Genomic DNA, 21,904 nt, shown 5'->3' with positions numbered 1-21,904 from the left:
GTCAGCCGGCTTCTCCCGCCGCGAGCGCGGCCCGGATGCGAGAGGTCTTCGCCCGCGCGAGCGCGCGATCATCCCCGCGAACGATCGCGACCATCTCCCTGGCTCGCGCCATCACGGCATGAGCGCGCAACCGCACGGTCCAGCGCGAGCGGTCGGTGCGTGGGGACGGCGAGGAGACTCCGGCGAACGAGATGATCCGGTCGGCGACGGAGGTCGCGTGCTGGTGCATCACCGAGTGCGCGGCGCCGGCGACCTCGACCACCTCCGCGTCGCGTGCACGATCGCGCAGCATGGTCGTCCATGCCGCGGGGGAGACGCGATCTCGCGTGCCGCGGACGATGAGGACGGGTGCTGCGGCCTCGCCGATGCGGTCCTCCATCCGATAGGCGAGCATCCGGGGCATCGTGCGGAAGAACGACCGGAGCCCCGTGAAGGCATAGGAGATGGCCCCGAGAAGTGCGACACCGGGTGGTTCGTGCATGCTGGACCGGACGAAGTCGATCGCGACCAAGACGAATCGTCGCTGCCAGGGCGCGACGACGGGGCTGATCAGCACCACGCCGCGCAGGTTCGCGCCTCTGCACGCCGCCGACGTCACCACCTGACTCCCCATCGAGTGACCGATCAGCACCACATCGCGCAGTCCGCGCACCTCCATGGCGCGGATCACGATGTCGGCGTACTCGTCGATGTCGAGCGGATCGTCGTGGAGTCGGATGCCGGCGAAGCCCGGCAGGTCCAGGGCGTGCACTCTGCCGTGCGGGAGCAGCCGCGGGGCGAGCCGTTCGAAGATGCCGACGCCCATGCCGATGCCGGGCACGAGCACGAAACGGAGATCGCCGACGCCGCCGACATGCGTCACGCGCGTGTAGGTGCCGGCGTCGTGGATGCGCTCGACGCCGACCCGCGGATGACTCGCCAGCTGATCGGACGGCGGGTCACCCACCCGCGAACGGGGGCAGCACGTCCACCGTCGACGCCTCGTCGAGGGGGGTGGCGTCGTCGGCGCGGACGCCGTCGACGAGCAGCGCGCAGCGAGGCAGCACCGCGCTGAGGGCCGGATGAGCGCTCGTGAGGGCGACGCGGAGCGCGGCGATGTCCGGTGCCGCATATGTTCCGGATGCCGCGCCGGCCGCTTCCTCCGCAGCGGCGAAGAACCTGACGGCGACGGTCGGCGGTGCGCTGACCGTGCTCACTTCGCACCCTTCCAGCCGTCGGCGAGCTTCGAGACCTCGTCGATGACCTCGGAGATCTTCGCCGGTCCGCCGCCATCGCGAGCCGCGACGAAACCCGCCACGAACGCCGCGAGGGGCGCTGCGGGCCTCGCGACGGCGTGAGCGGCGTCGCGAGCGAGGTCGAGGATGTCGCCGGTCGGCACGGCTTCGACGGACAGGTCGAAGCGCTCGCGCATCGTCACGACCCACGCGTCGAGGTCTTCCGGGCTCAGGTGCGTCGGTGAGTCGGCCATGTCATCCTCCGATATCCGGGCGACGGACGCCCTGCCTCCAGTTTCGTCCAGATCGGCTCGCGTGTCCACGTCGGCGAGGTGATCCTCGGCCATCACCGGATGCGCGCATTCCAGCGTGTGCATGAGCTCACGCACCGCAGCGCCTTCGAGACCGCCGGAGTCGTGCACGGCCTTCCGCAGCGCGGCGGTGCGGTAGCGGGCCGTGAGCCACTGTTTCCGCCCCGCGTCGTCCACCGGCACGACCGCGTCGGTGCCCGGCGGCACCGCGCCCAGCGCGGCGAGCGCATCCGTCGGCCTGCGCAGATCGCATGCGAGCACGAGCACATCATTGGCTGTCACAGCGCCGATCGCGGCGCCGATCCCGGCGGCCGGTCCGGCGAACGGCGGGTCCTCCCGGCACCACAGCACGCCCGCTCCCGCCCGCAGCGGGCGTCGCGGGCCGACGACGACGACCCGGACGGCGCCCGCGCGGCGCGCGGCATCCACCACGCGCTGCAGGAGCGTCTCGTCATCGATCGTCGCCGCGGCCTTGTCCGAGCCGAACCGTGTCGCGCGGCCGCCGGCCAGCACGATGGCATCGAGGGAGGGGGACGTCATGCCTCCGCGCGGCTCCACGCACCGGATCGGCCACCGGTCTTCGCCTCGAGGCGCACGTTCTCCAGCTGCACGAGACGGTCGATGCCCTTGAGCATGTCGACGATCGACAGGCCCGCCACCGAGACGGCGGTGAACGCCTCCATCTCGACACCGGTGCGGTCGGCCGTTCGCACCGTCGCTCGGATCTGCACGCCCTCGTCGACGATCTCGAGGTCGACGACCGCGCCGTGCACGCCGATGATGTGGGCCAGGGGGAGGAGGTCGGCCGTGCGCTTGGCGCCGGCGATCCCGGCGATGCGGGCGACGGCGAGCACGTCTCCCTTCGGCACCGATCCATCGCGCAGGGCCGCGACGGCGGACGCCGAGCAGCGGACGAATCCGCTCGCGGTGGCCGCGCGCACGGTGGGCTGCTTCTCGGTGACATCGACCATGCGTGCGTGACCGTCGCTGTCGAGGTGGGTGAAGGGCTGCTCGCTCATGAGACCAGCATGACAGTCACGAGGTCGCCCGCCGTGACGGCCTCGACCTCCGCGGGCACGACGGCGTACGCCTCCGCCTGCGCCAGGCCGCCTGCAAGATGGGAGCCCGATCCGCCCGCCGTCGCCGGGCGGACCGTCCACGCACCCGGATCGGTGCGGTCGAGCGCGGCGGGCAGGTACTGCCGGCGTCCGGGAGGCGTGCGCCATCCCGTCGCGGCGGGAACGGCGACCAGGGTGCGATCGAGCTCGCGGCACGCCTGGAGGTGCCGGAGCGCGGGCCGCACGAACGTCTCCCACGACACCGCGACGCTGACGGGGTTCCCCGGCAGGCAGAAGACGGGGATGCCGCTGTCGAGCACGCCGAAGCCCTGCGGCTTGCCCGGCTGCATGGCCACCTTGTCGAATCGGACGCGGTCGCCTTCGAGCACGTCGCGGACGACTTCGTACGCGCCCACGCTCACGCCGCCGGTGCACACGACCACGTCGGCCCCGGCGTCGGCGGCTGCGGCGAGGGTCGCGCGGAAGGCATCGGCGTCGTCTGCCACGCGCCCGGTGTGCACCACCTGCGCGCCCGCCTCCGTCGCGAGCCCTCCGAGCAGGACGCTGTTCGATTCGGGAATCTGGCCGCGCCGTAGCGGATCCCCCGCGGAGACCAGTTCGCTGCCGGTCGAGACGATGGCCAGCCGCACGCGGCGGCGCACGACCACCTCGGCGATCCCGGCTGCCGCCAGCGCCGCCAGCCGGAAGCCGGTCAGTTCCTCACCCGCGCGCACGACGATGTCTCCGGCGACGAGATCGGTGCCTCGACGTCGGATGTGCTGCCCGCGCGTGGGGGCGATCGTGACCTCGGTGCGCGTGAGCGAGTCGGCGAGCCCTGCCGTGGTGTGTTCGACCGGAACGACCGCGTCGGCGTCGCTCGGCACCGCCGAGCCGGTCATGATGCGCGCCGCCTCGCCGGAACGGAGCTGCGGGTCGTCGCTCGAACCGGCGGGAAGGTCTGCGACCACGCGCAGAGCCACCGGCGTCTCGGCGGTGGCATGAGCGAGGTCATCCGTGCGCACGGCGAATCCGTCCATGGCGGAGTTGTCGAAGACGGGGATGTCGAGGGCGGCGCGAGCGTCGACCGCGCCCACGAGCCCCCCGGCCGCGCCCACGGACACGGTCTCGACGGGGAGCGGATCGAGCGCGTCGAGGATGCGGGCGCGGTGCTGCTCGACGCTGATCAGCGCGTTCATGAGACGCTCGCCAGTCGCCGCGTGGCGGCCCGCCACGCGGCCATGCCGCCGTCGAGCACCGTCGCCTCGACGCCGGTGGCCCGGAGGGCGTCAGCGGCTGTCTCGGCGCGGGCGCCGCGTTCGCACACGACGACCACCGATGCCGCCTCGACCACCGTGGTGTCGCCCAGCACGCGGTCGAGCGGGACGTTCACGGCTCCGTCGATGCACCCATCGGCGAACTCGTCGTGTTCCCGCACATCGAGCAGGAGCGCGACGCGACCCGCCGCGAGCTCGCGGCGGAGCGCCGGGGCGCTGATCCGAGGGGCTCGGCTCGCCGCGCTCGAAGGCTGCGGCGCGGCCGGCCGCGACCGGAGGGGGATCTCGCGCTGGCGAGCGCCGAACGCATCGATGATGCAGATGCGACCGAGCAGCGGCTCTCCGACACCGATCACGAGCTTCACCGCTTCGGTCGCCATCAGCGCGCCGGCCTGCATGCACAGGGGGCCGAGCACACCGGCGGACGCGCAGTTCGGCGGCTCACCCGCGGTGCCGGGCGGGAAGAGGTCGGCCAGGCGCACGCCTTCGGCGGGAGCGGGCGGCGCCGCCCAGAAGACCGTCACCTGCGCGAATCCCGCGAGCACCGATCCCCACACGAGGGGAACGCCGAGTTCGGCGCAGGCGGCGTCGACCGCATCCCGGGTCGCGAAGGAGTCGCTGCCGTCGATCACGAGATCGCAGTCGGCGAGCAGTCGCGCGGCGTTGCCGTCGTCGAGACGCTCAGCGGCGGTCTCGACCGTGATGGCGCCCGAGAGGGCGCGTGCGCGCCGGGCGGCAGACTCGGCCTTCGCCGTGCCGACCGCGTCGAGGTCATGGATGACCTGGCGCTGCAGGTTCGACAGCTCGACCACGTCGTCGTCGATGATGCGCAGCAAGCCGACGCCGGCCGCGGCAAGGGCGAGAACAACGGGACTGCCGAGTCCGCCGGCGCCGACGACGGCGATGCGGGCGGCCGCCAGTCGGCGCTGCCCGGCATCGCCGACCTGCGGGAGAGCACGGTGCCGCGCGGTGCGCACGGCCTCGTCGTCGGTGAGCGCGTCGACCGGTGCCACGAGGGGCGGGAACGTCATGACACCACGCTACGCCGGATCGTCGGCGCGGATCGGCCCCGGCACGAGGAGGTGAGGCTCCTCGACGCGACGGTCGAGCAGCATCCCGAGCCCGCCCGCACCGGACGGAATGCCGGCCCCTGCCGCAGACGTTTCAGAGGGCATGATCGACTGGACCACGGTGAAGCCGTACTTCGAGACCGACGCGATCGCGCACCTTGCCACCTTGATGATGGATGGCTCGCCGCACTCTGTGCCCCTGTGGGTCGGCGTCGAGGGCGAGCGTCTCGCGCTGTTCACCGAGACCGACACGCTGAAGGACCGCAACCTCCGTCACGACCCTCGCGTCGCTGTCTCCGTCACAGCCGCGGACAACCCTTACTCGATGGCCTTCGTCCGCGGCACCGCGGTGGAGCGCATCGAAGGCGACGACGCCCTTGCCTCCGTCGACCGCATCGCACGTCTCTACACGGGTGAGCCCTATGGCATGCGGACCGGGCTCGCGGTGTGGCTCATCGAGCCGACGAAGGCCTGGGCGCGCGCCTATGAGGAGTGACCTTCGCTTCGTTGAGCCCGCTGAATAGGCGCACTTGCGGTGATAGTGTGGCAGAATGACCGCATTTCGGGTATCTGAGGCAGCTTCCCTCCTCGGAGTCAGCGACGACACCGTGCGCCGCTGGATCGATGCCGGTCGCCTCTCGACAACCGGTGAGGCGCCCGCGCGCGTAGACGGCGCCGACCTCGCCGCGCTCGCGGTCGAGATCGCTCGAGGCGCGGAGGACCCCACCGGCGTCGCCCGCAGCGCCCGCAACCGCTTCGTCGGACTGGTCACGCGGATCGAGGTCGACGGCATCATGGCGCAGGTCGACATCCAGGCGGGACCCCACCGCGTCGTCTCGCTGCTGTCGCGCGAGGCCGCGGAGGAGCTGGGTCTCGCGGTCGGGTCCCTCGCCGTCGCGGTCGTGAAGGCGACCAATGTCATCGTCGAGACCCCGCGGGAGGGCTGATGCGCCGGTTCGCTCTCCTTGCGGCGGTCGCCTCCGTGGCGCTCCTCGCCGGATGCACCGCTGCTCCAGCCGACGAGCAGACGTCCGTTCGCGTGTACGCCGCCGCGTCGCTGCAGGCCGCCTTCGACGAGCTGGCGGAGGGCTTCGAGCTCGCTCACCCCGAGATCGACGTCGAGCCCATCGTCTACGACGGGTCGAGCACACTGGCCACGCAGATCGTCGAGGGCGCTCCCGCCGACGTGTTCGCCTCCGCGAACGAGGCGACCATGGCCGATGTCGAGGCGGCCGGGGTCACCGCCGAGCAACCGCAGATCTTCGCGACGAACACCCTCGTGATCGCCGTGCCCGCCGGCAACCCCGGTGACGTCACCGGACTGACCGATCTCGCGGACCCCGCGACGGCCGTCGTCCAGTGCGCGGTCGAGGTGCCCTGCGGCGCGGCGACGGCGGCTCTTCTGGAGTCGGCCGGGGTGACCGTGACGCCGGTGAGCGAGGAGCAGAACGTCACCGCCGTGCTCACGAAGGTCGCCGCGGGTGAGGCCGACGCGGGATTCGTCTATCGGACCGATGCGGCGGCGGAGGACGCCGTGGAGGCGATCGTGCCGCCGGAGGCCGCCGACGTCGTCAACAGGTATCCCATCGCCGCGCTCTCCGGTGCATCCGATGCCTCCGCCGCTGCGCTGTTCGTGGAGTACGTGCTCTCCGAGGCGGGGCGCGACGTCCTCGACGAGCACGGCTTCGGCGCGCCGTGACGCGGCGCGCGGCGCCTCGCGAAGGCTTCCTTCCTCCGCTCCTGGCTGTTCCCGCCGTGCTGGGCCTGGCCCTTCTCGTGATCCCGCTCACGGCACTCGTCGGTCGCGTCGAATGGTCGACGCTGTGGACCGACATCTCATCGCAGGAGGCGGTCGCCGCGCTGCGGCTGTCGCTGCAGACGGGGCTGCTCGCGACGGCGTGCTGCGTCGTGCTCGGCATCCCCCTCGCCCTCGTGATCGCGCGCGCCGGCGATCGCCTGGCGGGTGTGCTGCGCGCGATCGTGACCGTGCCCCTGGTCCTTCCCCCGATGGTCGGCGGCGTCGCGCTGCTCTACCTCTTCGGGCGGTCGGGGCCCGTGGGCGCTGCTCTCGCGCAGTGGGGAGTGTCCCTGCCGTTCACGACGGGCGCGGTCGTCATCGCGCAGACCTTCGTCGCCCTGCCCTTCCTCGTGCTCGCGCTCGAGGGGGCCCTGCGCACGTCGGGCACACGCTACGAGACCGTCGCTGCCACGCTCGGCGCGGGTCGGTGGCGCATCCTCTGGCGCGTGACCCTGCCGCTCGCTCTGCCCGGGATCGTCGCGGGGGTGGTGCTCGCCTTCGCCCGCGCGATCGGCGAGTTCGGCGCGACGGCCCTCTTCGCCGGGAACGCGCCCGGCATCACCCAGACCATGCCCCTGGCGATCTACACCGCCTTCAACGGCTCCGGCGTCGGCCAGGGGACGGCGGTGGCGCTGTCGCTGCTGCTGCTGCTGACCGCGATCGCGGTGCTTCTGCTCGTGCGCGGGTGGCGACCGGGAGCGACGCGATGACCGACGCCGCCGCGTCGGCGACGCGGACAGCGCTCGACGCGCAGGTGCGCGTGGAGCGGGCCGGTGGATTCGTGCTCGATGCCGCGGTGAGCGCTTCGCCGGGGGAGACGATCGCGGTTCTCGGGCCGAGCGGAGCGGGGAAGTCGACGCTGCTCGGCGCGCTCGCCGGTCTCGACCGCCTGTCTTCGGGGCACGTGCGCATCGGCGACCGGGTCGTGTCGTCGCCGGAGGTGCACGTGCCTCCCGCTCGGCGCGGCGTCGCTCTGCTCGGTCAGGATCCGCTCCTGTTCCCGCATCTCTCCGCGCGCGACAACGTCGCCTTCGCCCTGCGCTCGCGAGGGGTGTCCCGCGCCGACGCCCGACGACGCGCGGAGGACTGGCTCTCGCGTGTCGGCCTCTCCGGCCTCGGCCCGCGGCGCCCCGCGGCGCTCTCCGGAGGGCAGCAGCAGCGGGCGGCCCTCGCCCGCGCGCTGGCCGCCGCCCCGCAGGCCGTGCTGCTCGACGAACCCCTCACCGGACTCGACGTCGAGACGGCATCCGAGATCCGCGGCGTGCTCCGCGACCAGGTTCGTGCCGTCGGGGCGACCACGATCGTCGTCACGCACGCCGCGGTCGATGCGGCGGCCCTGGCGGATCGCGTGATCGTCGTCGAGGACGGCGGCGTCGTGCAGTCCGGCACGGTCGCGGAGGTGCTCCGCGCGCCGGCCACGCGCTTCGTCGCGGCGGTGGCCGGGCTCGATCGTGTGCCGGGCATCGTGCGCGCCGGGGTATGGCGCGACGAGACGGGGATGCTGCAGCTGGCCACGCCGGGGGTCGCCGACGGCCGGGCGAGCGCCGTCTTCCGCCCCGGCGCCGTGCGCCTTCGAGCGATGGGGCGGGAGGACACCCGCGACGCGGCCCTCCCCGCGGACGGCGCGGCGGAGGGGGAGATGGCGTGGACGGCACGGATCGCGCGCGTCGAGCCGTCGCCGTTCGGCGCACTCGTGCAGACGACGGCGCCGGAGGTCGCCGCCGAGGTCGACGTGGAGGTGCTGGCCGGTCGTGCGCTGGAGGTCGGCGGCGAGGTGCATCTGAGTGTGGACGCCTCGAGCATCCGCCTGGTGCCGATGAGCGCTGTCGGCGCGTCGGAGTAGCCTGACGCGATGAGCGGCATCCGCGCGTACCGTCCTTCTGATCGCGACGCCGTCGCCGAGATCTGCGTGCGAACCGCCGACGCGGGTGCGGATGCGGCGGGCGTGCTGAGTGACGACGCGATCTGGCCCGTGATCTTCGTGCCGCCGTACGTCGAGCGGCATCCGGATCTCGCCTTCGTCGTCGCCGACGATCGCGACGTCGCAGTCGGGTACATCGTCTGCGCCCCGGACACCCGGGCGTTCGAGGACTGGTTCCACGATCACTGGTGGCCCGTGCAGGGAAGAGCCTGGGCGGCTTCTCCGCCCGCTGACACGCGCGAGGCGGAGATCCTGCGCTACGCCGCGAATCGCCGGGCCGGCGCCGAACCCTACGGTGACGCGCATCCGGCCCACCTGCACATCGACCTGCTCCCGGTGGCGCAGGGGCAGGGGTGGGGAAGGCGCCTGGTCGACACGCTTCTCGGCGCGCTGCGCGAGCGCGGCGTGACGGGTGTGCACCTGGTCGCGAGCGCCGAGAACGCGGGCGCCCTCGCCTTCTACCGGCGCCTCGGGTTCACGCCGGTACCCTCGCACGACGGCGTGCAGGCGTTCGCCATCGACCTCGCGGTGCGGTGAGGCGGAGCCTCGTCAAGCCCTCATGGCGAGAGGATGCCGCCGCGTAGCCTCGCGATCATGGACGATCTCTCCTCGCCGACCGGCCGTGAACCCGCGCTGCAGGCTGAGCCTCGCGCCGATGGCAGCCCCCCGCGCGCCCTGGTGCTCGGCGGCACCGGATACATCGGCGGTCGGCTCGTGCCGCGGCTGCTCGCGGCCGGATACCGGGTGCGCCTGCTCGCCCGAGACGCGCGTCGCGTCGCGGCCTTCCCGTGGGGCGAGCGGGTGGAGGTCGTGGAGGGAACGGCGACCGACGTCGATGCGCTCACCGAGGCGGCCGCCGACGCCGACGTGCTGTACTACCTGATCCATTCCATGTCGGCGGGGCGCGACTTCGAAGACGCCGATCGGCGCGCCGCCCACGCCGTCGTGCGCGCGTCGGAGGAGGCAGGCGTCTCGCGCATCGTCTATCTCGGCGGGCTGCATCCCGAGGGCGTGGACCTCTCGCCGCACCTGCGGTCTCGCGTGGAGGTGGGGGAGACGTTCCTCGACAGCACGGTGCCCGCTCTGGTGCTGCAGGCCGGCGTCGTGATCGGTTCGGGGTCGGCGTCGTTCGAGATGGTGCGCCACCTCACCGAGGTGCTGCCGTACATGCCGGCGCCCCGCTGGGTGCGCAACCGCATCCAGCCGATCGCGGTGCGAGACGTGCTCCACTACCTGCTCGGTGCCGCCCGCATCCCGGACGAGGTCAACCGGGCGGTCGACATCGGCGGGCCGGATGTGCTGCGCTACGGCCAGATGATGAACGGCTACGCGGTCGAGGCGGGGCTGCCGCAGCGCGCCATCGCGCCGCTGCCGGTCCTCACGCCGGGGCTCGCCTCCCACTGGGTGGGTCTGGTCACCCCCATCCCCGCATCCATCGCGCGCCCCCTGGTGGCATCGCTGCAGAACGAGTGCGTCGTCAAGAGCGACGACGTCGACGACCTCATCCCGCGTCCGGACGAGGGTCTCACCCCGTATCGCGACGCGGTGAGACTGGCTCTCGGCCGCGTCGACTCCGACCAGGTCGAGACGAGCTGGCGCGACGCAGACCTCGTCGGGGTGCCGAGTGATCCGCTCCCGAGCGACCCCGACTGGGCCGGCCGCACGGTCTTCACCGATTCGCGCACGGCGCTGACCGATGCTCCCGTCGACCAGCTGTGGAACGTCATCGAGGGCGTGGGCGGAGAGAACGGCTGGTACTCGGCGGGTCTCCTCTGGGCGATCCGCGGCTGGATGGATCGCCTCGTCGGCGGCGTGGGCCTGGCGCGCGGCCGCCGCAGCCGCGCGCGCCTCGGCGTCGGAGACGCCCTCGATTTCTGGCGCGTGGAGGCGATCGAGCCCGGGCGGCTGCTGCGCCTGCGGGCGGAGATGAAGGTTCCCGGTGCCGCGTGGCTCGAGCTGCGTGCGAGCGCGGAGGGGGAGGGCGCCCGCTACGACCAGCGCGCCATCTTCTTCCCGCGCGGGCTCACCGGCCGCCTCTACTGGCTCGCCGTGCTGCCCTTCCACGGGCTCATCTTCACCGGCATGGCCGCGCGCATCACGGCCGCGGCGGAGGATCGGGCTCAGGCCGCATCTGATTCGACCTGAAGCGTCATCGCACGAGTTCGCCGTGCGCGATCCGCACGGTGCGGTCCACGAGCGACTCCGGCACGCGCACGTGCGAGATCAGGACGACCGCCTGATCGTCGCGCGTCGCCTGCAGCAGGTCGGCCAGCAGCGCGTCGGAGGCCGCCGGATCGACGCCCGCCGTGGGTTCGTCGAGCACGAGGACGGGGAAGCCTCGCAGCAGCGCGCGCGCCAGCGCCAGTCGCTGCGCCTGCCCACCCGAGACGAGCGCGCCACGCTCGCCCACGCGGGCATCGAGGCCGCCGCGCTCCCGCAGCCAGGGGCCGAGACCGACACGCTCCAGCACCGCCTCGAGATCGGCATCCGTCGCGGTGTCGCGCGCGAAGACGAGGTTCTGACGGATGTCCTCGTCGAAGAGCATCGGATGCTGTTCGCACAGCCCGACCGTTCGGCGCACGTCGTCGGGGGCGAGCTCCGACACGTCGCGACCGCCGATCGTGTACCGGCCGTCGACATCGAGGAACCGCACCAGGGCGTGCGCCAGGGTGGATTTGCCGGCGCCGCTGGATCCGACCACGAGCAGGCGTTCCCCGGGACGCACGTCGAGGTCGATCCCGTGCAGGGCGGGCGCGGGCGCTCCGGGCCAGCTCACCGAGACGTCGCGCAGCGTCAGTCCGTCGCCCAGCGGGGGAGCATCGCCGGTCGCGCGCCGCTCGGCGGGGAGCTCTGCGGGTGCGGTCTCGGGCACGGTCGCCGCGATGCGCTCCGCGGAGCCGCGCACCTGCCGCCATGATGCGGCGGCGAGCGGCACCGCCGCGAACACCTCGAACACCGCCATCGGCACGAGCACGGCCACCGCGAACCCGGGGGCGTCGAGGGTGCCGGCCGTCACGAGCGGCGCGGTGGCGAACACCGCGGCGAGCGAGGCGAGCCCGGCCAGCAGCGAGACGATCGCGGCCGTTCCCGCCTGCGCCCCGGCTCGCCGCACGACCGCGCGGCGCAGGGCGCGGTCGGCCTCGTGCACGCGCCGGCGGCTGCCTCGCTCGGCGCCGAATGCGGCGAGCACGTCGAGGTTGGTGAGGTGATCGACCACGGCGTCGGCGAGGCGGCCCCGCAGGGTCGCGATGTCGCGCTCGGCGCGAGACCCGGCGACCCAGCCCCACCCCCACGCGGCGAGGCCCGCGGTGACGAGACACGCGAGCAGGGTGACGGCGGCCGGCCACGCCACGACGGCCACGAGCACCACCGCGCCGAGCGCGACGATGGCCGACGAGAGCAGCGGCTGGGCGACGCGCAGCGGCAGATTCTGCAGATCGTCGACGTCGTCGACGAGGCTCGACAGCACCGAGCCGCGTCGTGTGCGGGTGAGGCCGTCCGGAGCGAGCGGCTCCAGGCGGCGCAGCAGATCCGTGCGGGTGGTGGCCAGCTGTCGCAGCGCGGCGTCGTGCCCGGTGAGGCGTTCGAGGTAGCGGAAGCAGGCGCGCGCGATGGCGAAGAAGCGCACGCCCACCACGGCGGCGGTCAGGTACAGCACCGGGGGCTGCTCGCTCGCGCGCACGATGAGCCATGCGCTCACCGCCAGGAGCGCCACGGCCGAGGCCTCGGACGCGAAGCCGGAGGCGATCGCCGGCCAGAATCGACGCAGCGGTGGCATCGCTCCGCGCAGCACTTCGCGGGTGCGGGAGTCGGCGGCGTTCACGCGGGCACCTCCGCGGCGGCGAGGTCGATGACCTGGTCGGCGATCGCACGGGCGCTGTCGCGATGCGAGATCAGCAGCACCACCGCGCCGCCGTCGGCCTCGGCCCGCAGGGCGCGCCACAGCGACGCCTCGGTCTCGGCGTCGAGGGCGGCGCTCGGCTCGTCGAAGGCGACCACCGGCAGAGCGAAGCGCGCGCGACGGTACAGCGCTCGCGCGACGGCGACGCGCTGCGCCTGCCCGCCCGAGAGTCCCGCGCCCTGAACGCCGAGCACCTTCTGCGGATCGACGTCGTCGGCGCATGCCGCGATGAGGGATGCGCCGACGAGCGCCGCATCCGGTTCCTCGTCGCCGAGCGCGACGTTCTCGGCGACGGTGCCGGCCGACAGTCCCGGGCGCTGGCCCGCCCAGGCGAGCCACGACGGCGCGGTGAGGCGGCGGACGTCGCGATCGCCCCACGTCGCCGAGCCCGAGAAGTCCGCCGTGCCGAGGAGCGCGGCGAACACGCTCGACTTGCCGATTCCGCTGGGGCCGATCAGCACCGTCACGCTGCCCGGCGTGGCGGTGAACGACACCGGAGCCAGGGGGCGGCCGCCTCGGCTCACCCGCATCTCGCGGAGGGTCAGCACCCCGCTGCGCGGTGCGGGTTCCCGGGCATCTCGCTGCGCGTCGAGGTCGCGGGCGGCATCCAGCACCTCGAACACGTCGGTCGTGGCCGCGACCCCCTCGGCGGCGGCGTGGAACTGCACGCCCACCTGCCGCAGCGGCAGGTACGCCTCGGGAGCCAGCAGCAGCACGAACAGGCCGACGCCGAGGGCGAGGGAGCCGTCGATCAGGCGGAAGCCGATCGAGACGGCGATGATCGCCACCGAGATGCTCGCCAGGAATTCCAGCGCGAACCCCGACAGGAACGACACGCGCAGCACCTTCATCGTCTCGACGCGATAGCCGTCGGTGACGCGCTCGACGGAGGCGACGGCGCGGTGCTGCCGGCCGAACACCTTGAGGGTTCCGAGCCCCTGCACGGTGTCGGCGAATCGCGAGGCGAGGCGGCGCAGAGTGCTCCACTGCCGCGCCTGCAGCGTCTGCGTGGCCAGCCCGATCAGAACCATGAAGAAGGGGATCAGCGGCAGGGTCAGCACGACCGTGAGACCGGAGATCACGTCCTGCCACCACATCACCACGATCAGCAGCGGCGTGGCGACGGCGGTCATCACGAGCTGGGGAAGGTACCGCCCGAAGTACGCCTCGAGCGCCGCGAGACCCCGCCCGGCGGTCAGAGCGAGCGCCGTGGTCGACCGCTCGGCGAGCCAGCCGGGTCCGAGGCGGTCCACGGCATCGAGCAGGCCGTCGCGCAGCTGCGACTCCACGCGCGCGGCAGCGCGGGAGGACACCGCCTCCCGTGCCCACAGCAGCAGCGCCCGCACGGCCACCGCGCCGGCCAGCCAGGCGCCCGTCGCGGTGAGCTCGGGCCACGGCATCCCGTCGATCACACCCGTCACCGCGCGGGTGAGCAGCCACGCGACGCCCACGATGACGATCGTCTGGGCGACGGCGAGCACCGCGATCGCGACGAAGAAACCGCGTGAGGCGCGGGCATACCGCAGCAGGCGCGGGTCCACCGGAGGGGTGCGCCGCTCGGCTCGTCCTGTGTCGCTCACGTCGATTCGACCCTACTCGTTCGGATGCCGCGGGCCGCTCCCCGCCGGGAGAGCGGCCCGCGGGCGGGCGCGATCAGTGCGCGGCCACCGACGCCCGCTCGATCACGTCGCGGGTCACGCGCTTGCGGAACACCCAGTACGTCCAGGCCTGGTAGGCGAGCACGAGCGGCAGGAAGACCAGCGCGGCCCACGACATGATCGTCAGGGTGTAGTCGGTGCTCGACGCGTTCTCGATCGTGAGGCTGAACGAGGGGTCGGTGCTCGAGGGCATGACGTAGGGGAACAGGGCGAACCAGAGCGTCAGCACGGCCGCGACGATCGTCACCGCGCCGGCACCGAACGCCCAGCCTTCGCGGTCCCGCGCGTTGAAGATCACCGACATCACGAGGGCGACCGCCGCGATCCCGGCGCCGGCGATGACGAACGCGATCAGCGGCGCCTCCCGCCCGGCGGCGATGAAGATCGTCCAGACCAGGAACACCGCGGCGACCGCGACCGTCAGCAGACCCGAGCGCTTCGCGAGTGACCGGGCATCGCGGTGCACCGGGCCGTCGGTCTTCAGCGCCACGAAGTACAGCCCGTGGGTGAAGAACAGCAGGAGGGTGGTCGCCCCGCCCAGCAGTCCGTAGGGATTCAGCAGCGTCAGCAGCGTGCCGGTGAACTCGAAGTCCGCGTCGATCGGCACGCCCTGCACGATGTTCGCGACGGCGACGCCCCACAGCAGGGCGGGGACGGCCGAACCGATCACGATCATCCCGTCGAAGCGTCGCTTCCACTCCTCGCCCTCGCGCTGGTGCCGGTACTCGAACGAGACGCCGCGCGCGATGAGGGCGAGGAGGATGAGCAGCAGCGGCAGGTAGAACCCGCTGAAGAGCGTGGCGTACCACTCGGGGAACGCCGCGAACAGGCACGCGCCCGCGACGATGACCCACGTCTCGTTGAGGTCCCAGATGGGGCCGATCGTGTTGATGATCTGTCGTCGGGACACGTCGTTCCTGCCGAGGAACGGCAGCGACATGCCGACGCCGAAGTCGAAGCCGTCGAGGACGAAGTAGCCGACGAACAGGAAGCCGACGATCCAGAACCACAGGTAGGCGAGATCCATGATGTGCTCCGCTCTTGCTCAGTAGACGGTCGTGGGGGTGTCTTCGACGGACACGTCGTTCGGATCGGGGTCGTCGGGGCCGGGCAGGGGGTCAGGGCCCTTCTGCGCGGCCTTCTTGATGAGGCCGAACTCGACCACCGCGAGGGCCGCGTAGATCAGGGTGAAGGCGACGAGCGAGATCAGCACCGTCCACCCCGGCACGTTGGGGGAGACGCCGTCCTCGGTGAGCATGAGGCTGAAGACGATCCAGGGCTGACGGCCCATCTCGGTGAAGACCCAGCCGACGAGGCTGCCGAGCAGCGGCAGCGGAGCGGCCCAGATCGCCACGCGCCACGCCCACTGCGGCACATCCCGCTTGGCGTTCTTGCGGGTGAGCCACAGGCCGGCGATCGCGATGAGGAACGCCGCGCCGCCGAGGCCCATCATCCAGCGGAAGGACCAGTACGTGACCCACACGATCGGCATGTAGTCCACGCCGGCGCCGTAGAGCGTCTCGTACTGCGCCTGCAGGTCGTTGAAGCCCTCGACGCAGCCGTTCAGATCGTGCGTCGACAGGAAGGCCAGCAGATAGGGCACGCGCAGCGACCACACCTCGTGCGAGGCGTCGGGCGTTCCGATGGAGAAGATCGAGAACGACGCATCCGCCCCGCACGCGCTCTCCCACATCGCCTCCGCGGCGGCCATCTTCATCGGCTGGGTCTCGACCATGACCAGACTCAGCTGATCGCCGCTGAGGGCGACGCCGATGAACGAGACGACCATGAACCACAGGCCGAACCGCAGCGATGAGCGCATCGTCTCGAGGTGCTGGCCGCGGCGCAGGTGCCACGCCGAGACGGCGATGACGATGGCGGCGGCGAACATCCACGCGCTCGTGATCGTGTGGGGGAAGGCGGCGAGGACGACCGGGTTGGTGAGCACCGCGACGATGTCGACGAGTTCGGCGCGTCCGCCGTCGGCGGCCATCTGGTAGCCCACGGGGTTCTGCATGAAGGCATTCGCCGCGAGGATGAAGTACGCCGACAGGGTCGACCCGAACACGACGGCCCAGATGCTCGCCAGGTGCAGCTTCTTCGGCAGACGGTTCCACCCGAAGATCCAGACGCCGATGAACGTGGCCTCGAAGAAGAAGGCCATGAGCCCCTCGAACGCGAGCGGCGCGCCGAAGACGTCGCCGACGAAGCGGGAGTAGGCGGACCAGTTCATGCCGAACTGGAACTCCTGCACGATGCCCGTGACCACGCCCATCGCGAAGTTGATGAGGAAGATCTTCCCGAACAGCCGCGTCAGGTGCAGCCACTTCACATCGCCGGTGCGGTGCCACACCGTCTGGAAGATGGCGGTGACCAGCGCCATCCCGAGGGTGAGCGGCACGAAGAGGTAGTGGTAGAGCGTGGTGAGGCCGAACTGCCATCGGGCGAGGAGGAGGGGGTCGAGCAGTTCCACGGTGCACCTTCCGGGTAGGGGCGCTGGTTCAGGTGCCGTCAGGATATCCGGGTGTGGTCTGACCACACAACATCGAGAGGACGAGATGTCTCGTCGTCGAAGGAGTTCGGTAAGTTCGAGCCATGGCGAAAGCGGGGCCGGATGACGAGGTCGATCTGCTGATCGACGCGTGGTCGACGCGGCTTCCCGATGTCGACCTCACGCCGCTCGACGTGTTCTCGCGGCTGCGAAGGGTCGCGCTGCGCCTCGGGCGGCTTCGCTCGGCGGCTTTCCGGGGAGCGGGACTGGCGGCGTGGGAGTTCGACGTGCTCGCGGCGCTGCGCCGTGCCGAGCCGCCGCATCGCCTGTCGGTGGCGCAGCTGATCGAGGCCTCGATGATCTCGAGCGCCGCGATGTCGCACCGCCTCGACAACCTCGTCGCCCGTGACTTCGTCGCCCGCAAGGCCAATCCGCTCGACGGACGGGGTGTGCTCGTGCAGCTCACCGATGCCGGGGCCGACCACGTCGATGCGGCGATGACCGCGCTCGCGCAGCGCGAAGCCGAGGTGCTGGCAGGTGTCTCCGACGCCGATCGCGCCACCCTGACGAGGCTCTTGCGCACCCTGCTGGACGCGCCCGTCGACTGACGACTGCCCACCCGAGACGTCTCGCCCGCCGGGTCGTACGATGGCACCACGCCCATCCAGGGAGGTCGCCATGGTGCAGGTCCGCGTCGCCGGCGTCGCGCTCGACGCCTCGCGACAGCACGTCATCCTTCTCAAGCCCGTGGACGAGGTCCCGGGCGCCGGCAAAGTGCTTCCCATCTGGATCGGGGAGCAGGAGGCGACGTCGATCCTCGTCGCCGTCGAGGGTGCGCCGACCCCTCGGCCGCTGGCCCACGACCTCATGAAGACCCTCCTGGAGAGCATGGGTGGTGCGGTCGATCGGGTTGAGGTGACCCGCATCGAGGAGGGGACCTTCTACGCCGAGGTCACCGTGACCACGGCGCTGGGCGCGCGTGTCGTGGATGCACGCCCCTCCGACGCGGTGGCGCTCGCCTCGCGCACGGGATCACCGATCTGGGTCGCCGATGCCGTCATGGACGAGGCGGGCGTGACCGACATGCTCGCCGATGCGGAGGAGACCGAGGCGGCGGAGCAGAAGGTCGACGAGTTCAAGCGGTTCCTGGACGATGTCGATCCCGACGACTTCCGCAGCTGAGGTGACCGTCCTCCAGGTCGTCGCGGCGGTGATCGAGCGTGACGGTCTCGTGCTGGCGTGCCGTCGGCGCGCCGACCGCTCCGCGGGAGGGCTGTGGGAGTTCCCCGGCGGCAAGATCGAGCCGGGCGAGACGGCCGAGCAGGCGCTGCGACGTGAGATCGCCGAGGAGCTGGGGGTCGAGATCAGAGTGGTCGGCGAGCTGACGGCCGACGTCACCGTCGTGGGCGGGCGCAGCATCCGACTCGTCTGCCTGCGAGCGACACTGCTCAACGCTGCACCCGAGAGCAGCACCGACCACGACGAGCTGCGCTGGACGGCACCGGCCGACCTGCCGTCGCTGGAGTGGGCAGATCCCGACCTCCCCGCCGTCCGCCTCCTGTCCCGCCCCTGACCTCGCCCCGGAGCCCCCGGGCTCCCCCGGCCGCCCGGGGGCTCCGTGGATGTCGGAGAATCGCGCCGATGTCGGAGGATCGGCCGCGAATCATCCGACATCGGGCCGAATCTCCGACCATCGTGAGGGGCTCGGGTGAGGCGCACGGGCAGGACGCTCGGGCAAGGCCAGGCGCGTGGGCGCGGAGGCTCAGACGCGCGTGGCCGCGGGAGCACCCCTCCAGCCGAGCGCCGGAGCGACGTGCGTGGCGAAGTTCTGCACGAGCCGCAGGTTGAAGTCGACGCCGAGCTGGCTCGGGATCGTGAGCATCAGCGTGTCGGCCGACTGCACCGCGGCATCCTCACGCAGCTGCTCGACGAGGGCATCGGGTTCACCGGCGTAGGTCTTGCCGAACGTGGAGCGCATCCCGTCGATCACGCCGATCTGGTCGCCGCCCTGTGCGCCGCCGAAGTACATGGCGTCTTCGGCGGTCAGGATCGGGAAGACGGACCGGCTCACCGACACGCGCGGGGTTCCGGGATGGCCGGCTTCGCGCCATGCCGCGCGGAAGGCGTCGATCTGCGCAGCCTGGAGGAGATCGAACGGCGTGCCATCGGCCTCGGTGAGAAGCGTCGACGACATGAGGTTCACGCCGGTGCGGCCCGCCCACTCCGCCGATTCGCGATTGCCCGCGCCCCACCAGACGCGCGAGCGCAGTCCTTCCGACAGCGGTTCGATGTGCGCCCTCCCGGCCACACCGCCGAACGGCGATGCAGGGTCGCCGTCGGCGAGACCCTCACCGTCGATGGCGCGCAGGAACGTCGCGAAGTGCTCGCGGGCGATGTCGGCGCCGCGAGGGTCGCGTGATCCGGTGTAGCCGAAGGCCTCGTAGCCCCGCACCACGGTCTCGGGTGAGCCACGGCTCACGCCCAGCGCGAGGCGGCCGTCGCTGATGAGATCCACCGCTGCGGCCTCTTCGGCGAGGTAGAGCGGGTTCTCGTAGCGCATGTCGATGACGCCGGTGCCGATCTCGATGCGGCGCGTGCGCGCGGCGATCGCCGCCAGGAGCGGCATCGGCGAGGACTGCTGGCGGGCGAAGTGGTGCACGCGGAAGAAGACGCCGTCCGCGCCGATCTCATCCATGCCCTGGGCGAGATCGATGGCCTGGTGCATCGAGTCGCGCGCCGTGAGCTGCCGGCCGCCGCCGAGGGGGCCGTAGTGACCGAAGGAGAGCGTTCCGAAGCGTTCCATACCGGCTGCAACGCCGACCGCCGCGCATTCATTCCGATGGATGCAGTTGCGCGACCGTGCCGGAAACATCGACCCGCTAGCATCCGAGCGTGGATGTGGCGGTGCTGGGTGCGACGGGTGACGTCGGGCGCGCGGTGTGCGCGGGACTCATCGAGCGGCGGGTGATCCGCCCGACGTCGCGACTGCAGCTGGTGGGAAGGTCCGGCGGGGCGTCCGGACGTGCCGCGCACGGCCTGCGCGCCGACCTCATCGACGCCTATGACGAGCACGCCCCTTTCATCGACGTCGCCAGCGAACCCGACGACGTGGTCGCCGACGTCGTCGTGGTCGCCGCCGGACGCACCGTGCCGACGGCTCCGGACCAGGTCATCGATCGCGATGCGCTCGCCCAGGCCAACCTGGAGATCTTCGAGACGTATGCGCAGGCGCTCGCCGCGCACGGAAGCGGTCACGAAGTCGTCATCGTCGTCTCCAATCCCGTGGAGCTGGGCGTCGACGTCTTCGCGCGCGCCCTCGGGCGGCATCGGGTCATCGGCATGGGCGCGTGGCTGGACACGCTGCGGTTCCGACGCGAGATCGCCGCGGCGCTCGGCATCCGGCGTCAGCGTGTCGGCGGGTTCGTGGCCGGCCAGCACGGGGACGGAGCCGTGCCGCTGTGGTCGACGGTGCGGCTGCGCGGACTGGATGCCGACGAGCGACGCGGCGTCGTCGCCCGGCTCCGCGGCGACCGGGATCTCGACACCTTCGTCGACGAGGTCGCCCATGCCAAGCAGGATCTCGCCCGCCTCGGCCGCGGCGCTGCCGCCGAGGCGTTCGCCCTCGTCGAGGAGTGGCCGCCGGATGTGGAGGCCGTCGTGCGTCCGTACCTCACGCACACGAGCGGCGCGAAGACCGCGAACGGCACGGCGGGTGCCGCGATCGAGATGGTCGACACGCTCCTCGACGGACGGGAGATCGTCGTCGCGGGTCAGGTCGCCGTCGCCGGCGAGGTCTCCTTCGGCGGTGAGTCCGTACACGGGGTGCTGGGGCTGCCGGTGGTCGTCGGTCCCGACGGATGGTCGCGCATCCTCCTCGACGACCTCGCGGTCGATGAGGAGCGACGGCTGGCGGCGGTGTCCCGGCAGATCTCCTCCGCCCTGGCGGCGTGGACGAGTGCAGGGGTGGGCGATGGCGGTCGATGAGCGCTGGGTGGTGTTCGTGCGTGTCGCGGATCGCAGCGGAACGCTCACCGCGCTGTCGGAGTGCTTCTCCACGAGGGGCGTGAGTTTCGAGGCGTTCAGCACCCTCGATGTGCATGGCGGAGAGGGGCACATGGCGATCACGTTCCGGGCCAGCCGGCGCCTCGCGGAGGTGCTGGTGCGCACACTCGGCCGCTTCACAGCCGTGCGCGGCGTGCGTCTGGAGAAGGCGAGCGATCCCCGCGTGCGTGCGACCGCCGCCGTCGAAGGAGTCGAGGTCGCGGCAGCCGACGGCGTGGTCACCCTGTCCGTGTGGAGCGGGGCGACCCTCCTGGCGGGCTCGCTGGATGCTGTCGAGCGCGCCGTCGACATCGCGCGCGCCGCGGGGGCGACCGCCGTGTCGCTCACCGTGCTGCCTCCGCTCGGATGATGCCGCCGTAGCACACGCGGACGGCGATGTCTCCCGGCGGGGTCGGTTCATCTCGCGTGGGTAGGCTCGCCGCACCGACGGAAGGAACATCCATGACCACGCGCATCCTGCTCATCGGCGGCCACGGCAAGGTCGCCCTCCTGGCTGAACCCCTCCTCGTGGAAGCCGGCCATCACGTGACCGCCGTCATCCGCAACCCCGACCACGAAGCCGACGTGCAGGCGACCGGTGCCACACCGCTCGTCGCCGACGTGCAGTCGTTCGACGACGAGCAGATGCGCAACCTCGTCAGCGGCAACGACGTGGTCGTCTGGTCGGCCGGCGCGGGCGGGGGAGACCCCGAGCGCACGTACGCGGTGGACCGCGACGCTGCGATCCGGTCGATGGATGCGGCGGTCGCCGCCGGCGCGCGTCGCTATGTGATGGTGTCGTACTTCGGTGCCGGTCCTGACCACAGGGTGCCCGAGGACAATCCCTTCTTCGCGTACGCCGAGGCCAAGGCCGCCGCCGACGAGCACCTCCGTGCCGCCGACCTCGACGCGACGATCCTCGCGCCGAGCTCGCTGACCGAGGACGACGGCACCGGCATGATCGACACCGAAGCCGCGGAGGCCGGATCGGTGGCGCGCGCCGATGTCGCCGGTGTGATCGCCGCGGTGATCGCGGACGACTCCACGATCGGCCGCACGATCCGCTTCAACAACGGCGACACCCCGATCGCCGAGGCCGTCCGCGCCTGACGCGCGTCCGCGTCGGCCTCCCTGCGGAGGAGATCCCGCTCCGAGAGGATGATTCCT

At 72.0% G+C, this 21,904-nt stretch carries 25 protein-coding genes; 13 read left to right on the top strand and 12 right to left on the bottom strand.

The genetic code is table 11. The annotated features are described in order from the left end of the window. Position 1: 1 nt before the first annotated feature. The 7 genes from ACGG9C_RS12485 to ACGG9C_RS12455 are packed head-to-tail and all read right to left on the bottom strand — an operon-like array spanning position 2 to position 5,032. The gene (locus tag ACGG9C_RS12485; RefSeq protein WP_194384751.1) at positions 2-946 is read right to left on the bottom strand and encodes an alpha/beta fold hydrolase; all 945 of its coding nucleotides are present in this window, start codon (positions 944-946) and stop codon (positions 2-4) included. After that, a complete protein-coding gene (locus ACGG9C_RS12480; protein WP_194384752.1) occupies positions 939-1,196 on the bottom strand; it encodes a MoaD/ThiS family protein in 258 nt (85 codons plus the stop codon). The genes ACGG9C_RS12485 and ACGG9C_RS12480 overlap by 8 nt, the downstream gene beginning before the upstream one ends. Continuing rightward, positions 1,193-2,065 (bottom strand): molybdenum cofactor guanylyltransferase, encoded by an 873-nt coding sequence (locus ACGG9C_RS12475; protein ID WP_194384753.1) that lies wholly within the window; start codon positions 2,063-2,065, stop codon positions 1,193-1,195. Before ACGG9C_RS12475 ends, ACGG9C_RS12480 begins: the two co-directional genes overlap by 4 nt. Beyond that, positions 2,062-2,544 carry a cyclic pyranopterin monophosphate synthase MoaC gene (gene moaC, locus ACGG9C_RS12470; RefSeq protein ID WP_194384754.1) on the bottom strand — a complete coding sequence of 161 codons (483 nt, stop codon included), beginning with the start codon at positions 2,542-2,544 and terminating at the stop codon, positions 2,062-2,064. Before moaC ends, ACGG9C_RS12475 begins: the two co-directional genes overlap by 4 nt. Further along, the gene (glp, locus tag ACGG9C_RS12465; RefSeq protein ID WP_194384755.1) at positions 2,541-3,779 is read right to left on the bottom strand and encodes a gephyrin-like molybdotransferase Glp; all 1,239 of its coding nucleotides are present in this window, start codon (positions 3,777-3,779) and stop codon (positions 2,541-2,543) included. The genes moaC and glp overlap by 4 nt, the downstream gene beginning before the upstream one ends. Then, positions 3,776-4,888: a ThiF family adenylyltransferase gene (locus ACGG9C_RS12460; protein ID WP_194384756.1), complete on the bottom strand. Its 1,113-nt coding sequence runs from the start codon at positions 4,886-4,888 to the stop codon at positions 3,776-3,778. Before ACGG9C_RS12460 ends, glp begins: the two co-directional genes overlap by 4 nt. 9 nt (positions 4,889-4,897) lie before the next feature. After that, positions 4,898-5,032 (bottom strand): hypothetical protein, encoded by a 135-nt coding sequence (locus ACGG9C_RS12455; protein ID WP_272872947.1) that lies wholly within the window; start codon positions 5,030-5,032, stop codon positions 4,898-4,900. Between ACGG9C_RS12455 and ACGG9C_RS12450 the strand changes: the two genes are divergently transcribed. The 7 genes from ACGG9C_RS12450 to ACGG9C_RS12420 are packed head-to-tail and all read left to right on the top strand — an operon-like array spanning position 5,031 to position 10,791. After that, complete coding sequence (locus tag ACGG9C_RS12450; RefSeq protein WP_194384757.1) at positions 5,031-5,423, top strand: TIGR03618 family F420-dependent PPOX class oxidoreductase; 393 nt, start codon at positions 5,031-5,033, stop codon at positions 5,421-5,423. The genes ACGG9C_RS12455 and ACGG9C_RS12450 overlap by 2 nt on opposite strands. A gap of 55 nt (positions 5,424-5,478) precedes the next feature. Beyond that, positions 5,479-5,874 carry a molybdopterin-binding protein gene (locus ACGG9C_RS12445; protein WP_194384758.1) on the top strand — a complete coding sequence of 132 codons (396 nt, stop codon included), beginning with the start codon at positions 5,479-5,481 and terminating at the stop codon, positions 5,872-5,874. Continuing rightward, complete coding sequence (modA, locus tag ACGG9C_RS12440) at positions 5,874-6,626, top strand: molybdate ABC transporter substrate-binding protein (RefSeq protein ID WP_194384759.1); 753 nt, start codon at positions 5,874-5,876, stop codon at positions 6,624-6,626. The genes ACGG9C_RS12445 and modA overlap by 1 nt, the downstream gene beginning before the upstream one ends. Beyond that, positions 6,623-7,435, top strand: a complete 813-nt coding sequence (locus ACGG9C_RS12435) for an ABC transporter permease (RefSeq protein ID WP_194384760.1) — start codon at positions 6,623-6,625, stop codon at positions 7,433-7,435. Before modA ends, ACGG9C_RS12435 begins: the two co-directional genes overlap by 4 nt. Continuing rightward, entirely contained in the window at positions 7,432-8,568 is a 1,137-nt protein-coding gene (locus ACGG9C_RS12430) for a sulfate/molybdate ABC transporter ATP-binding protein (protein WP_194384761.1), read from the top strand. Before ACGG9C_RS12435 ends, ACGG9C_RS12430 begins: the two co-directional genes overlap by 4 nt. 9 nt (positions 8,569-8,577) lie before the next feature. Next, positions 8,578-9,183, top strand: a complete 606-nt coding sequence (locus ACGG9C_RS12425; protein ID WP_194384762.1) for a GNAT family N-acetyltransferase — start codon at positions 8,578-8,580, stop codon at positions 9,181-9,183. A 57-nt stretch (positions 9,184-9,240) separates the two neighbouring features. Further along, positions 9,241-10,791: an SDR family oxidoreductase gene (locus ACGG9C_RS12420; RefSeq protein WP_194384763.1), complete on the top strand. Its 1,551-nt coding sequence runs from the start codon at positions 9,241-9,243 to the stop codon at positions 10,789-10,791. 4 nt (positions 10,792-10,795) lie between these two features. Here ACGG9C_RS12420 and cydC read toward each other — a convergent pair whose 3' ends face one another. The 4 genes from cydC to ACGG9C_RS12400 form a co-directional block, all read right to left on the bottom strand. Next, complete coding sequence (cydC, locus tag ACGG9C_RS12415) at positions 10,796-12,469, bottom strand: thiol reductant ABC exporter subunit CydC (protein ID WP_390178691.1); 1,674 nt, start codon at positions 12,467-12,469, stop codon at positions 10,796-10,798. Next, positions 12,466-14,127 (bottom strand): thiol reductant ABC exporter subunit CydD, encoded by a 1,662-nt coding sequence (gene cydD / locus ACGG9C_RS12410; RefSeq protein ID WP_194384764.1) that lies wholly within the window; start codon positions 14,125-14,127, stop codon positions 12,466-12,468. The genes cydC and cydD overlap by 4 nt, the downstream gene beginning before the upstream one ends. 73 nt (positions 14,128-14,200) lie before the next feature. Continuing rightward, positions 14,201-15,232: a cytochrome d ubiquinol oxidase subunit II gene (cydB, locus tag ACGG9C_RS12405; RefSeq protein ID WP_194384765.1), complete on the bottom strand. Its 1,032-nt coding sequence runs from the start codon at positions 15,230-15,232 to the stop codon at positions 14,201-14,203. 18 nt (positions 15,233-15,250) lie between these two features. Continuing rightward, complete coding sequence (locus tag ACGG9C_RS12400; RefSeq protein ID WP_194384766.1) at positions 15,251-16,678, bottom strand: cytochrome ubiquinol oxidase subunit I; 1,428 nt, start codon at positions 16,676-16,678, stop codon at positions 15,251-15,253. Between the two features lie 122 nt (positions 16,679-16,800). Between ACGG9C_RS12400 and ACGG9C_RS12395 the strand changes: the two genes are divergently transcribed. The 3 genes from ACGG9C_RS12395 to ACGG9C_RS12385 all read left to right on the top strand — a co-directional run bounded on the left by ACGG9C_RS12395 (position 16,801) and on the right by ACGG9C_RS12385 (position 18,269). Beyond that, positions 16,801-17,304 carry a MarR family winged helix-turn-helix transcriptional regulator gene (locus tag ACGG9C_RS12395; RefSeq protein WP_071044393.1) on the top strand — a complete coding sequence of 168 codons (504 nt, stop codon included), beginning with the start codon at positions 16,801-16,803 and terminating at the stop codon, positions 17,302-17,304. A gap of 70 nt (positions 17,305-17,374) precedes the next feature. Next, complete coding sequence (locus ACGG9C_RS12390) at positions 17,375-17,878, top strand: bifunctional nuclease family protein (RefSeq protein ID WP_194384767.1); 504 nt, start codon at positions 17,375-17,377, stop codon at positions 17,876-17,878. 1 nt (position 17,879) lies between these two features. Beyond that, the gene (locus ACGG9C_RS12385) at positions 17,880-18,269 is read left to right on the top strand and encodes a (deoxy)nucleoside triphosphate pyrophosphohydrolase (RefSeq protein WP_272872948.1); all 390 of its coding nucleotides are present in this window, start codon (positions 17,880-17,882) and stop codon (positions 18,267-18,269) included. A 189-nt stretch (positions 18,270-18,458) separates the two neighbouring features. Here the strand turns inward: ACGG9C_RS12385 and ACGG9C_RS12380 are convergent, their stop codons facing one another. Further along, positions 18,459-19,499 (bottom strand): LLM class flavin-dependent oxidoreductase, encoded by a 1,041-nt coding sequence (locus ACGG9C_RS12380; RefSeq protein ID WP_194384769.1) that lies wholly within the window; start codon positions 19,497-19,499, stop codon positions 18,459-18,461. Between the two features lie 89 nt (positions 19,500-19,588). On the opposite strand from ACGG9C_RS12380, the gene ACGG9C_RS12375 reads away from it, so the two are divergent. The 3 genes from ACGG9C_RS12375 (at position 19,589) to ACGG9C_RS12365 (ending at position 21,847) form a co-directional block, all read left to right on the top strand. Beyond that, on the top strand, positions 19,589-20,680 hold the full coding sequence (locus ACGG9C_RS12375) for a lactate dehydrogenase (protein WP_194384770.1): 1,092 nt from the start codon (positions 19,589-19,591) through the stop codon (positions 20,678-20,680). Beyond that, positions 20,667-21,107, top strand: coding sequence for a hypothetical protein (locus tag ACGG9C_RS12370; protein WP_194384771.1), 441 nt, complete (start codon positions 20,667-20,669; stop codon positions 21,105-21,107). The genes ACGG9C_RS12375 and ACGG9C_RS12370 overlap by 14 nt, the downstream gene beginning before the upstream one ends. A gap of 92 nt (positions 21,108-21,199) precedes the next feature. After that, positions 21,200-21,847, top strand: coding sequence for an SDR family oxidoreductase (locus ACGG9C_RS12365; protein ID WP_194384772.1), 648 nt, complete (start codon positions 21,200-21,202; stop codon positions 21,845-21,847). The last annotated feature ends 57 nt before the right edge of the window (positions 21,848-21,904 follow it).

This window comes from Microbacterium sp. MTN4-26, assembly GCF_042846595.1.
Taxonomy (GTDB): Bacteria; Actinomycetota; Actinomycetes; order Actinomycetales; family Microbacteriaceae; genus Microbacterium; species Microbacterium luteum.
The sequence above is the reverse complement of the archived record's forward strand: the minus strand, read 5'-3'. Positions and strand labels throughout refer to the sequence as shown.